Source organism: Streptomyces sp. ISL-96, from assembly GCF_018614035.1.
Taxonomy (GTDB): domain Bacteria; phylum Actinomycetota; class Actinomycetes; order Streptomycetales; family Streptomycetaceae; genus Streptomyces.
On sequence record NZ_JAGGPA010000003.1, the window covers coordinates 78,836 to 91,849 of the forward strand.

General features: G+C 70.0%; 11 protein-coding genes. 2 read left to right on the forward strand and 9 right to left on the reverse strand.

Annotation, left to right across the window (positions count from 1 at the left end):
- Window positions 1–398: 398 nt before the first annotated feature.
- Both J7E96_RS02515 and J7E96_RS02520 read left to right on the forward strand, forming a co-directional pair.
- Complete coding sequence (locus tag J7E96_RS02515; protein ID WP_251069285.1) at window positions 399–2,180, forward strand: histidinol-phosphate transaminase; 1,782 nt, start codon at window positions 399–401, stop codon at window positions 2,178–2,180.
- A complete protein-coding gene (locus J7E96_RS02520; protein WP_215126969.1) occupies window positions 2,177–2,986 on the forward strand; it encodes a phosphatidate cytidylyltransferase in 810 nt (269 codons plus the stop codon). Before J7E96_RS02515 ends, J7E96_RS02520 begins: the two co-directional genes overlap by 4 nt.
- Here the strand turns inward: J7E96_RS02520 and J7E96_RS02525 are convergent.
- The 9 genes from J7E96_RS02525 to J7E96_RS02565 all read right to left on the reverse strand — a co-directional run bounded on the left by J7E96_RS02525 (window position 2,983) and on the right by J7E96_RS02565 (window position 12,966).
- Window positions 2,983–3,297: an STAS domain-containing protein gene (locus J7E96_RS02525; protein ID WP_215126971.1), complete on the reverse strand. Its 315-nt coding sequence runs from the start codon at window positions 3,295–3,297 to the stop codon at window positions 2,983–2,985. The genes J7E96_RS02520 and J7E96_RS02525 overlap by 4 nt on opposite strands.
- 76 nt (window positions 3,298–3,373) lie before the next feature.
- Window positions 3,374–4,651, reverse strand: a complete 1,278-nt coding sequence (locus J7E96_RS02530; protein ID WP_215126973.1) for a thymidine phosphorylase — start codon at window positions 4,649–4,651, stop codon at window positions 3,374–3,376.
- A 5-nt stretch (window positions 4,652–4,656) separates the two neighbouring features.
- Complete coding sequence (locus tag J7E96_RS02535) at window positions 4,657–5,082, reverse strand: cytidine deaminase (RefSeq protein WP_215126975.1); 426 nt, start codon at window positions 5,080–5,082, stop codon at window positions 4,657–4,659.
- Window positions 5,079–6,341, reverse strand: a complete 1,263-nt coding sequence (locus tag J7E96_RS02540; protein ID WP_215126977.1) for an ABC transporter permease — start codon at window positions 6,339–6,341, stop codon at window positions 5,079–5,081. The genes J7E96_RS02535 and J7E96_RS02540 overlap by 4 nt, the downstream gene beginning before the upstream one ends.
- A complete protein-coding gene (locus J7E96_RS02545) occupies window positions 6,341–7,453 on the reverse strand; it encodes an ABC transporter permease (RefSeq protein WP_215126979.1) in 1,113 nt (370 codons plus the stop codon). The genes J7E96_RS02540 and J7E96_RS02545 overlap by 1 nt, the downstream gene beginning before the upstream one ends.
- The gene (locus tag J7E96_RS02550; protein WP_374196633.1) at window positions 7,453–9,012 is read right to left on the reverse strand and encodes an ABC transporter ATP-binding protein; all 1,560 of its coding nucleotides are present in this window, start codon (window positions 9,010–9,012) and stop codon (window positions 7,453–7,455) included. The genes J7E96_RS02545 and J7E96_RS02550 overlap by 1 nt, the downstream gene beginning before the upstream one ends.
- Window positions 9,013–9,223: 211 nt before the next feature.
- The gene (locus J7E96_RS02555; protein ID WP_215126981.1) at window positions 9,224–10,267 is read right to left on the reverse strand and encodes a BMP family protein; all 1,044 of its coding nucleotides are present in this window, start codon (window positions 10,265–10,267) and stop codon (window positions 9,224–9,226) included.
- A 137-nt stretch (window positions 10,268–10,404) separates the two neighbouring features.
- Window positions 10,405–11,652 (reverse strand): amidohydrolase, encoded by a 1,248-nt coding sequence (locus tag J7E96_RS02560; RefSeq protein WP_215126982.1) that lies wholly within the window; start codon window positions 11,650–11,652, stop codon window positions 10,405–10,407.
- Window positions 11,653–11,886: 234 nt separating this feature from the next.
- Window positions 11,887–12,966 (reverse strand): hypothetical protein, encoded by a 1,080-nt coding sequence (locus tag J7E96_RS02565; RefSeq protein ID WP_251069286.1) that lies wholly within the window; start codon window positions 12,964–12,966, stop codon window positions 11,887–11,889.
- Window positions 12,967–13,014: the final 48 nt, after the last annotated feature.

Sequence of the window (13,014 nt, forward strand, 5' to 3'; positions counted from 1 at the left end):
TTGGCTCTCGGTCCAACTTCTTTGCGGCACGTGCGGCTCCTGACCGAGAAAGCAACCGCGGAATTCGGCTTTGAAACAAGTTGACAAAATCAGGAGTGAACTTTGTCAGAAAGCCGGTTGGAAAATCACGCTGGACTCGCCTGTTCGGCCATTTGGAGCCTTATGGCCGGGACGCCTCTTCAGGGGCATTGACTTGCGTCAACAGGCGTTCTCTGCTTTTGCGGAAATAACCCATCGGGTGATCGCGCCGCAGGGCCCGGTAAGCGGAATCGCTGCCACGGGTGGGACTGCCGCGCCTGAGTACGCGTACTCAGGCTGACTGCGTCGCCCGGCCCTGACGCGGCCGGTCCCCGTTCCCCACGATGGCCTGGCCCCCCGCCGTGTTGAAAGAGGTGCCCATGGGCCTGCAGCTGCGCGCTGCCACTCCTGAGGATCTGGAGTGGATCTACGAACTGCGTCACCGGGTGTACGCGGAGGAGCTGGGCCAGCATGCGCCGGATCCGGCCGGGCGGCTTCGCGACGGGCTGGACGGCGACAACGTCTACCTGGTCGCGGCGCGAGGAGCGGCCCGGATCGGCTTTGTCAGCCTGACTCCGCCCTGGTTGGGGCGGTACGCGCTGGACAAGTACCTGACCCGAGACGAGCTGCCGCTGCTGACCGACGGCGACCTGTTCGAGGTGCGCGTCCTCACCGTTGAACCGCGCTGGCGGACCACCGCGGCGGCGCCACTGCTGATGTACGCGGCGCTGCGCTGGATCGCCGCCCGGGGCGGGCGCCGGGTGGTGGCGATGGGGCGCAGCGAGCTGCTCGACATGTACCTCGCCGTCGGCCTGCGCCCGGTCGGCCGTACGGTCCACAGCGGTGCGCTGACGTTCGAGGTGCTGACCGGCGACGTGGCCGGGCTGAGAGAGGTCACGATGGACCGTTACGGCACGACGTTGGAGCGTCTGAGGTCCGAAGTGGACTGGCGGCTGGACGTGCCGTTCGCGCCCCGGCCGGACGGCTGCGAACACGGCGGCGCCTCGTTCACCGCCATCGGCACGGACTTCCGCAGCCTGCACCGACGCCATCAGGTGGTCGCGGCCGACGTGCTGGACGCCTGGTTCCCGCCGGCTCCCGGAGTGCGGGCGGCGCTGGCGGAGGATCCGGACTGGGCCGCCCGGACATCGCCGCCGAGCGGCGCCGAGGGCCTGTTGGCGGAAATCGCCGCGGCCCGGGCGCTGCCCGTGGAGACGCTCGCGGTGGGTGCCGGTTCCTCCGACCTGATCTTCAGGGCGTTCGGCCAGTGGCTGACCCCGGAGAGCAGGGTGCTTCTGACAGACCCGGGATACGGCGAGTATGCCCACGTCACGGAGAAGGTGATCGGTTGCCGGGTGGACCGGTTCCGGCTGCGCCGTGAGGACGGCTGGCGGATCGATCCGGCCCGGCTGTCCGCTGCCGTCGAATCCGGTCGCTACGACCTCGTGGTGGTGGTCAACCCGAACAACCCGACCGGACGCCACGCGCCGGCCGCCGAGCTGCGCTCGGTGATCGCCGCCGCTGCGGACAGCACCCGCTGGTGGATCGACGAGGCGTACCTGGGCTATGTCGACCTGGCCGAGTCGCTCGCCCAGCTCGCCGCGACGGATCCGCGGGTGGTGGTCTGCACCTCGCTGTCGAAGATGTACGCGCTGTCCGGCATGCGGGCCGCGTATCTGGTGGCCGACCCGGTGACCGCCGGGCGGCTGCGCCGATGGACGCCACCCTGGCCGGTGAGCCTCCCGGCGCAACTGGCCGCGGTGGCAGCCCTGCGCGACCCGGCCCACTACCGCGGCTGCTGGCTTCGCACCCACGCGCTGCGCCGGCAGCTGGCCGGGGACCTGGACGGACTCGCCGGGCTGGACGGGGCCGTGGTGGTCGAGGAGGGCGTGGCGAACTTCCTCACCGTGACCCTGCCGGCCGGCGGGCCGAGTGCCGCGCAACTGGTGAACGAGTGCCGCCGCCACGACGTCTACCTGCGCGACCTGTCGCCGTTGTCGCCGGAGTACCGGGGGCGGACCGTGCGTATCGCGGTCAGGGACACCGCCGAGAACGCGCGCATCGTGGCCGCGTGTCGGGCCGCCCTGGAGGTGCTGGGGACGGATTCGGACTCGCTCGTCGCGATGCCCGCGGTCACTTCCGCCGCCGGATCCGCTCGGTGATCACCGTCGCCTCCCTGGCGCCCCACCTCGGTGGGGCGCTGGTCCTGGGCGGCCTCGCGGTGGCAGCGTCCCGGCGCCGTGAGCTGGTGATCCGGTGGTGCGCCTGGGCGGTCGGAGTGCCGCTGGTCACCGGTGCGTTCTGGCTGGGCCGCCCGGGCGCCGCGGCTGTCGCCATCGTGGTCGGGGTGATCGCCGTGATGGAGTACGGCGGGCTGATGCGGCTGGGCCGGGTCGACCGGGTGGTGCTCGCCGCGGCGGTGGTGGGCGTGGTGCTGGCCGCCTGGCTGGCGCCCGGACAGGTGCTCCGGGCGGTCGCGGCCGGGGCACTCGCGGTGGCCGCGGTGCCGCTCCTGGCGGGCGACGCCGATCATGGCCTGCGCCGGCTCGGCGCCGGCCTGCTGGGGCTGGCCTGGCTGAGTGTGACGGCCGCGCTGGTGCCGCTCGGGGCGAGCGCGCTGGCGTTGTTCGTGGCGGTCTCGGTCGCCGACATCGTGGCGTACTTCGCCGGTCGGGGGCTGGGCGGGCCACGGCTGTCGCCACTGTCGCCGGCCAAGCGGTGGAGCGGCACTCTGGCGGGGGCCGCCGCCGGCCTCGGCGCGCTCGCCGTACTGTCCGCGCTGAGCTGGCCGATGGCGGTCGCGGTGGCGGTCGGCGGCCCGGCCGGCGACCTTCTCGAATCCATGATCAAGAGAGGTGCGCGGGCCAAGGACGCCGGCCGCTGGCTGCCCGGCTCCGGCGGCCTCCTGGACAGGATCGATTCGCTGCTCATCGCGCTGGCCGTCCTGCTTGTCCTGCCTCGGGCCTAGGCGACGTCGCTGAGGCCCACCAGGCGCAGCAGCATCAGCAGGTCCTGGCGGGCGCCGCACAGCCGCAGCCGGCAGCCTGCTTTGCGGGCGGTGAGCCGCAGGCGGGCCAGGGCGTCGACGGCGGTGAGGTCCGGGTGGGTCAGTCCGGTGACGTCACAGATGACCTCGGTGGCCCCGGACTCGTACAGCAGGCTGTCGAGTTCGTCGCACAGACGAGGGACGTCGGCCGGGGTCACCCGGCCGACGACGACGAGAACGGCCGGCATCGTGGCATCCACATCAGGGAGACCGGGGCCGCGGCTGTAACTCATCGGTGGAGGACGTGGACGAGAAGAGCGGGACCGGTGGCTTCCACCGGTCCCGCTCGGTCGTGCATGTCGTTACGTGTCAGGCGATGCGGCCCAGCACGATCGGGTTCGGGGTGAACTCCGTGCCCTCGGGGGCCGTCAGGACCCCGCCGTTCAGTGCTTCGAGGGCGTACTCGAACTTCTCCGGGGTGTCCGTGTGCAGGGTCATCAGGCGCTGGCCCGCGGTGACCTTGTCGCCCGGCTTGGCGTGGAGTTCGATGCCCGCGCCCGCCTGGACCTGGTCCTCCTTGCGCGCGCGGCCCGCGCCGAGGCGCCAGGCCGCGACGCCCACGGCGTACGCGTCGAGGGTGGTGAGGACGCCGGACTCGGAGGCGTGGACCACGTGCTGCTCGCGGGCGACCGGGAGGGCCGCGTCCGGGTCGCCGCCCTGGGCCACGATCATGCGGCGCCAGACGTCCATCGCGGAGCCGTCGGCCAGTGCCTTGGCCGGGTCGGCGTCCTTCAGGCCGGCCGCGTCGAGCATTTCGCGGGCGAGCGCGAGGGTGAGTTCGACGACGTCGGCCGGGCCGCCGCCCGCCAGGACCTCGACCGACTCGCGGACTTCGAGGGCGTTGCCCGCCGTGAGGCCCAGCGGCGTCGTCATGTCGGTGAGCAGTGCCACCGTGCGTACGCCGTGGTCGGTGCCCAGGCCCACCATGGTGGCGGCGAGCTCGCGGGCGTCCTCGATGTTCTTCATGAAGGCGCCGGAGCCGACCTTCACGTCCAGGACGAGCGAGCCCGTACCCTCGGCGATCTTCTTCGACATGATGGAGGACGCGATCAGGGGGATCGCTTCGACCGTGCCGGTGACGTCGCGCAGGGCGTACAGCTTCTTGTCGGCCGGGGCCAGACCGTCGCCCGCCGCGCAGATGACCGCGCCGGTGGATTCGAGGACGTGCAGCATCTCCTCGTTGGAGAGCAGCGCACGCCAGCCGGGGATCGACTCCAGCTTGTCGAGCGTGCCGCCGGTGTGGCCGAGGCCCCGGCCCGAGAGCTGGGGTACGGCCGCGCCGCAGGCCGCGACCAGGGGGGCGAGGGGCAGCGTGATCTTGTCGCCCACGCCGCCCGTGGAGTGCTTGTCGGCGGTGGGGCGGGAGAGCTGCGCGAAGTTCATGCGCTCGCCCGAGTTGATCATCGCTGCGGTCCAGCGGGCGATCTCGACGCGGTTCATGCCGTTGAGCAGGATCGCCATCGCGAGCGCTGACATCTGCTCGTCGGCGACCTCACCGCGCGTGTAGGCGTCGATGACCCAGTCGATCTGCTCGGGGCTCAGTTCGCCCTTGTCGCGCTTGGTCCGGATGACGGAGATGACGTCCATGGGGTTTATCGGGTTCCTTCCGGGGTGCCGGGCGCCAGGTGCTGGGGGCCGAAGGCGTCGGGGAGCATGTGGGCGAGCGTACGGATGCCCGCTGACGTGTCGAGCAAAAGCGCCGGGCCGCCGAATTCGTACAGCAGCTGGCGGCAGCGGCCGCACGGCATCAGGTTTTCGCCCCGGCCGTCGACGCAGGTGAAGTGCGTCAGGCGGCCGCCGCCGGTGGCGTTGAGCTGCGAGACGAGGCCGCATTCGGCGCACAGGGAGAGGCCGTACGAGGCGTTCTCCACGTTGCAGCCGGTGACGATGCGGCCGGTGTCGACGAGGGCCGCGGCGCCGACCGGGAAGCCCGAGTACGGGGCGTACGCATGGGACATGGCCTCACGCGCCGCCTCCCGCAGGGCTTCCCAGTCGGCTGGTACCGCGGCGTCCGTCATTTGCCCTGGCCCTTCCGGTACGGCATGCCGTTGGCCTTGGGCATCCGCAGCCGTTGCGCGGACAGCGCCAGGACGAGCAGCGTGGTGATGTAGGGCGCGGCGTCCACGAACTGGCTCGGGACCTCGTCGGTGAACGCGTACCAGGTGAAGAGGAGCACGGCGGCCACGGCGGAGATCGCCGCGGGCAGGTACTTCTTCTTGTACACCTGCCAGAACACCACGAGCAGCAGCAGGATCGCCAGCAGGAGCAGCATCGCGTGGACGTTCTCGGCGCCGCCGCGCAGCTTGAGGCTGTCGGTGAAGCCGAAGAGGCCCGCGCCGAGCGCCATTCCGCCCGGCATCCAGTTGCCGAAGATCATCGCGGCGAGGCCGATGTAGCCGCGGCCGCCGGTCTGGCCCTCCTGGTAGATGCCGGTCGCGACGATGGCGAGGAAGGCGCCCGCGAGGCCGGCCAGGCCGCCGGAGACGACGACGGCGATGTACTTGTACTTGTAGACGTTCACGCCGAGGGACTCGGCGGCCATCGGGTTCTCACCGCAGGAGCGCAGCCGCAGGCCGAACGCCGTACGCCACAGGATCCAGATGGTCGCCGGGATCAGGAGCAGCGCGAAGATCGTCAGCAGGGAGAGGTTGGTGAGCAGGCCGCCGAGGACGCCGGCGACGTCGGAGATGAAGAACCAGTGTTTGCCCTGGATGTCCTGTAGCCAGTCGGACAGTCCTGGGACGGTGACCTTGGTGATCTCGTCGATGCGCGGGGACTGCTTGGAGGAGCCGCCCTCGACCTTGTCGAAGGTGAAGTTGGACAGGTAGCGGGTGGCGCCCACGGCCAGGATGTTGATGGCCACACCGGAGACGATGTGGTTCACGCCGAAGGTGACCGTGATGATCGCGTGCAGCAGACCGCCGATGGCGCCGCCGAGGATGCCGAAGGCGACACCCGTCCACGGGCCCCACTGGTAGCCGGCGTACGCGCCGAACCAGGTGCCCAGGATCATCATGCCTTCGAGGCCGATGTTGACGACGCCCGCGCGCTCGGCCCACAGGCCGCCGAGACCGGCGAGGCCGATCGGGATGGCGAGCTGGAGCGCGCCGGAGACCTGGCCGACCGAGGTCAGGTCGTCGGCGCCGCTGATGAGGCGGACCAGCGAGATCAGGGCGAGACCGCCCGCGATGATCAGCAGGATGACGGGTACGGACAGCTTGCGGCGGGCGCTCTTCTTCGGCGCCGCGCTCACGGCGGAGACAGTGCTGGTACTCATTACGCCGCCACCTCCTCACGGTTCTTGCGGGCGGCTGCGGCGAGCTCCTCGCCCACCTTCTGCTGCTGGCGGCGGAGCCCGTAACGGCGGACGAGTTCGTAACTGACGACGACCGCGATCACGATCAGGCCCTGCATGATCGTGGCGATTTCTTTTTCGTAGCCGTACTGGTCGAGCGCGGCGGACGCCTTGTCCAGGAACGCGATCAGCAGTGCGCTGAAGAAGATGCCGACCGGGTTGTTGCGGCCGAGCAGGGCGATGGTGATGCCCGTGAAGCCGATTCCGGTCGGGAAGCTGAGGCTGTACGTGTGGGTGTCGCCCAGCAGCGTCGGCATACCGGCGAGACCGGCGACGCCGCCCGAGATGAGCATCGCGGTGAGGATCATCTTCTTGGCGTCGACACCGGAGGCCGCGGCGGCGCTCTCGCTGGCGCCGGTGGCGCGCAGGTCGAAGCCGAAGCGGGTGCGGTTGAGGATGAACCAGTAGACGACGCCGAGTGCGAAGGCGACGAACGTAAAGCCATAGATCTCGCCGCCGTCACCCATGCTGACGCTCGGGAACCAGCCGGACTCCGCGATCTCACCCGTGGTGAGGTCGTTGGAACCCGGCAGCTGCACACCGAAGTTGTCGGTGAGGATGAGCCAGGCGATGAGGCTGGTGGCGATCGCGTTGAGCATGATCGTGGAGACGACCTCACTCACCCCGCGCAGGGTCTTGAGCACACCCGCGATACCCGCCCAGAAGGCACCGGTCAGCATCGCGACGATCACGATCATCGCGACGTGCAGCGGACCCGGCAGCTCGACGGCGGCGCCGGCCAGGGCCGCCATCATCGCGGCGAGCCGGTACTGGCCGTCGACGCCGATGTTGAACAGGTTCATCCGGAAGCCGATGGCCACGGCGAGCGCCGCCAGGTAGTACGTGCCGGCCTGGTTCAGGATGAGCACCTGGATGTCGGCGTACTGCGCGCTCTCGACCATCAGCGTGTACGGCTCGAACGGGTCGCGGCCCGAGGCGAGCAGCACCACCGAGGTGAGCGCGATGGCGACGACCAGCGCGAGCACTGGGCCGGCGAGGCCCAGAATCAGCCGGTCCTTGTCGAATTTCTTCATCAGGCCTCGTCCTCCGGGGCGTGCTCCAGATGACCGCTGGCGGCGCCGGTCATGGCCGAGCCCAGCTCCTCCGGGGTGATGGTGGCCGGGTCGGCGTCCGCGACCAGGCGGCCGCGGTACATGACCCGCAGGGTGTCGGAGAGCCCGATGAGCTCGTCCAGGTCGGCGGAGATCAGCAGTACGGCCAGTCCCTCGCGGCGTGCTTCGCGGATCTGGTCCCAGATCTGCGCCTGCGCGCCGACGTCCACACCGCGCGTGGGGTGCGCGGCGATGAGCAGCTTGGGGGCGTGGCTCATCTCGCGGCCGACGATCAGCTTCTGCTGGTTGCCGCCGGACAGGGAGGCCGCGGTGACCTCGATACCGGGCGTACGGACGTCGTACTCGCGCACGATCCGTTCGGTGTCGGCGCGGGCCGCCTTCAGGTCGAGCAGCCCGCGCTTGGAGTTGGGCTCCTCGGTGACGTGGCCGAGGATGCGGTTCTCCCACAGCGGCGCTTCCAGCAGCAGGCCGTGCCGGTGGCGGTCCTCGGGGATGTAGCCGATGCCGCGCTCGCGGCGCTTGCGGGTGGGCGCGCGGGAGATGTCGGTGTCGTCGAGGGTGATGGCGCCGCCGTCGGGGGTGCGCAGACCCATGATCGTCTCGACGAGTTCCGCCTGGCCGTTGCCCTCGACGCCCGCGATGCCGAGGACTTCGCCCTTGTGGATGGTGAAGTCGATCCCGGCCAGCACCTCGCGTACGGCGCCGTCGGGGTCGATGGCGTTCAGGTGGAGGTCCTGGATGCGGAGCATCGGTACGTCGGTGACCGTCGACTCGCGGGTCTCGGGCGACGGGAGTTCGGTGCCGACCATCAGCTCGGCGAGCTGCTTGGTGGTGGTCTTCTTCGGGTCGGCGGTGCCCACGGTCGTACCGCGCCGGATGACGGTGATGTCGTCGGCGACCGACAGGACCTCGCCCAGCTTGTGCGAGATGAAGATGACCGTCAGGCCCTCGGACTTGAGCTCGCGGAGGTTGGCGAAGAGCGCGTCGACCTCCTGCGGGACCAGGACGGCGGTCGGCTCGTCGAGGATGAGGATGCGGGCGCCGCGGTAGAGGACCTTGAGGATCTCCACGCGCTGGCGGTCGGCCACGCCCAGGTTCTCGACCAGGGCGTCGGGCCGCACGTTCAGTCCGTACGCCTGGGAGATCTCCTTGATCTTGTTACGGGCCTTGGCGCCGATGCCGTACAGCTTCTCGCCGCCGAGAACGACGTTCTCCAGGACGGTGAGGTTGTCGGCCAGCATGAAGTGCTGGTGCACCATGCCGATGCCGCGTGCGATGGCGTCGGCGGGGCTGTGGAAGGTGGCCTGCTCCCCGTCGATGGTGATGGTGCCCTCGTCCGGCTTCTGCATGCCGTAGAGGATCTTCATCAGGGTCGACTTTCCGGCACCGTTCTCACCGACGAGGGCGTGCACGGTGCCCTTGCGGATGGTGATGTCGATGTCGTGGTTGGCGACGACGCCGGGGAAGCGCTTGGTGATGCCGTGCAGTTCTACGGCGGGGGGCGGGCTGGACGCGTTGATGACGCACTCTCCTTGGCGGAAAGGAGCGGGAGGCAGGGAGGCTGGGGCGCGGCGAAACTATCGTGCTGCGAGAGTGTCTACGCGCGTAGCACTGCCAAATATCAAAAAGACGGGGCGATGCGGGCTTATTCGGATGCGGCCCGGGGCCGGAGAGGCGGCGGAAAACCGCCTCCCCGGCCCCCGGGTCTCGCGTCGTCGTGGCCGGCCGGCCTTACGGCGCGGTCTTGACCTTGATCTTGCCGGCGATGATGTCGGCCTTCGCCTTGTCGACGGCGGCGACGAGGTCCGTCATCTTCTTGTACTCCGGGTTGGAGTCGGAGAGGGCGACGCCGTCCTCTTCGAGGCCGTAGCGGACCTCACCGGACTGCGGCTTGCCGTCCTTGACCGACTTGATCAGGTTGTAGACCGCGTCGGAGACGTCCTTGGTGACCGAGGTCAGGATCTTGTCCTTGTACTTCGCCAGGCCGGGCTGCTTGTACTGGTCCGAGTCGACACCGATGGCCCACTTGCCCTGGTTGGCGGCCGCCTCGATCGAGCCGGAGCCCGCGAGGCCCGCGGCGTGGTAGATCACGTCGGCGCCCTTGTCGAGCTGGCCCTCAGCTGCGGCCTTGCCGAGGTCGGGCTTGGAGAAGCCGTCGAAGTTCGGCGGCTGCGTCAGGTACTGCTTGAGCACCTGGACGCCGGGCTTGGTGTCCTTGACGCCCTGGGCGAAGCCCGCCTCGAACTTCTTGATCAGCGGGACCTCGACACCGCCGATGAAGCCGACCTTGTCGGTCTTGGTGGCCTTGGCGGCGGCGACTCCGGCGAGGTAGGAGCCCTGCTCCTCGTTGAAGACCATGTTCGCGATGTTCTTACCGGTCACCGAGGTGTCGTCGATGATGCCGAAGGTGGTCTTCGGGAAGTTCGGCGCGACCTTCTTGATGGCCGGGGCGTAGGCGAAGCCGACACCGATCACCGGGTTGTTGCCGGTACGGGCCAGCTCGGTGAGGCGCTGGACCTTGTCGGCGTCCGACTCGCCCTCGGAGGGCTCCTGGTCGTTGCCCTTGATGTCGAGTTCCTTCTCGGCCTTCGACAGACCGGCGTAGGCCGCGTCGTTGAAGGACTGGTCGCCCCGGCCGCCGATGTCGTACGCGATGGCGGCGCTGGGTTCCTTCGTGCCGGAAGCGGAGTCGGACGTCTTGCCACACGCGGTGGCGGAAACTGCGAGGGCTGTGGACGCGATGGCCACAGTGGCGATCCTGGTTACGCGGCGCAAGGGAGGGCTCCTTCAACCTGACCGAAGCGCCTCTGCCGGCGCTGGTTTCGCCGCGATCGTAACGCGCGTAGATGCCGGATAAGCGACCGTACGACAGCTGTTATCGGATCGTCGTGAACGGAAGGCGCCGTGGCTGATTACGAACGGTGCTCGTCAAGCAGCGCGGCAGCGGTGAAGAGTTCGACGCCGGCCTCGATCGCGGCCTCATCCACGTCGAAATCACCACGATGCAGGTCACGCCGGGCCGTGTCACCCGGTGTGCGTACGCCCAGGCGGGCCATCGCGCCGGGAACCTGCTCCAGGTACCACGAGAAGTCCTCGCCGCCCAGGCTCTGCTCGGTGTCCTCGATCGAGTGCAGTCCCCGCCTGGCGGTCATGGCGGCGACGAGCAGTTCGGTGACGTCGTGCTCGTTCACGACCGGCGGGACGCCGCGCACGTAGTTGATCACCGACTTGGCGCCGTGCAGGGTCGCGACCTCGTCGACGGCGGCATGGACCAGGTCCGGCGCCTCGTGCCACGCCTGGAGGTCCAGGCAGCGGACGGTGCCGGCGAGGACGGCGCGCTGCGGGATGACGTTGCAGGCGTGACCGGACTCGATGCGGCCCCAGGTCACCGCCAGGCCGGCGCGCGCGTCGACGCGGCGGGCGATCAGCGCCGGCACGTCGGTGGCGACCCTCGAGACGGCCGTGACCAGGTCGGTAGTGAGGTGCGGGCGGGCGGTGTGGCCGCCGGGCCCGTCCAGCGTGATTTCGATGCGGTCGCAGGCCGAGGTGATCGGGCCCGTACGCAGACCGATGCGGCCCGCGTCGACCTTGGGGTCGCAGTGCACCGCGATGATCCGGCCGATGCCGTCGAGCCCACCGGCCTCGATCACGCCGAGCGCGCCGCCGGGCATCATTTCCTCGGCCGGCTGGAAGATCAGCCGTACCGGATGCATCAGCACGCCCTGGCGGTCCAGCTCGGCCAGGACGAGGCCGGCGCCGAGCACCACCGTGGTGTGCACGTCGTGGCCGCACGCGTGCGCGCGGTCCGGGACCGTGGAGCGGTACGGCACGTCCGTCTTGGTGTCCGGGATGGGGAGCGCGTCGATGTCGGCGCGCAGGGCCAGCATCGGGCGTACGCCGTCCCAGCCGGCCGCGCCGGTGCCGATGTCACAGATGAGTCCAGTGCCGGAGGGCAGCACACGCGGCGTGAGGCCTGCCTGCTCCAGGCGGGCCTTGATCGCGGCCGTGGTGCGGAATTCCTGGTTGCCGAGCTCCGGGTGCATGTGCAGGTCGCGACGGAAGGCGATCAGCTCACGGCGCAGGCTCTCGTGCAGCGTGCCGGGGAGCTGGGGCGCCACCGGCAGGGCTGCTTCTTCGGACTCGCAGATCAGCTGGCTCATCCCTGAAAGAGTAGGCGTCTTATGGGGGTAACTAACCAGCGATCAACGAAATTTCAGCCGCATAGGGGAAAAGAATCTGGTTCCGGGGCGCATAAGCGTCGCTGGGGGCGGGTATGCTCCGCCGCTCCTCGTCCCCGTGCCGGCCTGGTGTTTTTCCCTCCAGCGGGTCCGTTCGCGGGCGCGCTCGGGCGCCGACCGGACGCGTGATCCACGTGGGCAAGGTCACATACGTGACTAAGTAGACATTTGCCCCAGCGCGGGCAGGCGCTGGACGTCGCGCGCCGTGGTCGTGACGCCCGACAGGAAGCCCTGGGCGCGCGGCGAAGCCGTCTCCCGCAGCCACAGGGGGTTCACGTCGCAGACCGCGACCTGTACGCCTGTGCCCGCGAGGGCGAGGGGGAGCGTGTGGACCACGGTGGACGGGAAGCTCAGGATCAGGCGGCCGATCGGGCCGCGCCGGGCTATCAGCTCCAGCGGCAGGTCGGGGCGGACGATCTCCAGGCCCGTCTCGACGGCCAGGCGGTGCAGCTTGTCCGCGCTCTCCCGGCGGTGGGCGAAGTAGCGGGTGGCCCCGTGGGCGCGGGCCAGGGCGGTGACCGCCTCGACGTACCGGTCCGGGTCGACGACGCCGGTCTCGACCAGCGACGTACCGACGAGGTCGGCGCCCCGCGAGATGCGGGGCGGGCCGAAGCGGGCGCGCGTCCAGCCGAAGTCGTTGGCGGTGACGGTGATCCCCGGGGCCTCTCCCAGGGGCATCGCGGTGAAGACCTCGACGGTGCGGGCGCCGGACGGGGTGAGGCGGCGGCGCGCGATCGCCGAAACCGGCCCGAAGACCAGATCGCGCGGCCCCCGGCGGCCGCCGCGCCGGTGCCAGCGCTCCAGGCGCTCGCCGCCGGTGAGCTGGGCGACGAACTCCATGGTGGCCGTGCCGTCGTCGACGACGACCAGATCACGGGCGCGGGTGATCGTCAGCAGCAGCTGTACGTACCGCGAGAACGGGTCCCCGATCACTACGCGGCGCGCCCGGCGCAGGGCCGACGCCAGCCCGCCGATGGTCTGGAACGGCGCCCCCGCCCCGCCCCGGGCCTCCTCCCACCGCACCCGCATGCCTTCGTGGCGCGCGAGCTCCGCCATGCGCCGCAGCTGGCCGCGGGTCATGGGGTCGGTGGGTGACAGGACGACGACCGTGAGGTCGTTCGTTTTCGGATCAGCCTTCGCGTGGGCCCACTCCAGGACGTTCAGGAGCTGGACCGGGCTCTCGACGAAGGCGAGCGTCCCTGGAGGCCCGGTGGCGGGGGTTGGAACTACTCCCAAATGAGTGTCCATGAGTGTCCTTTAGGTATCACAAGTGATGTATGATCT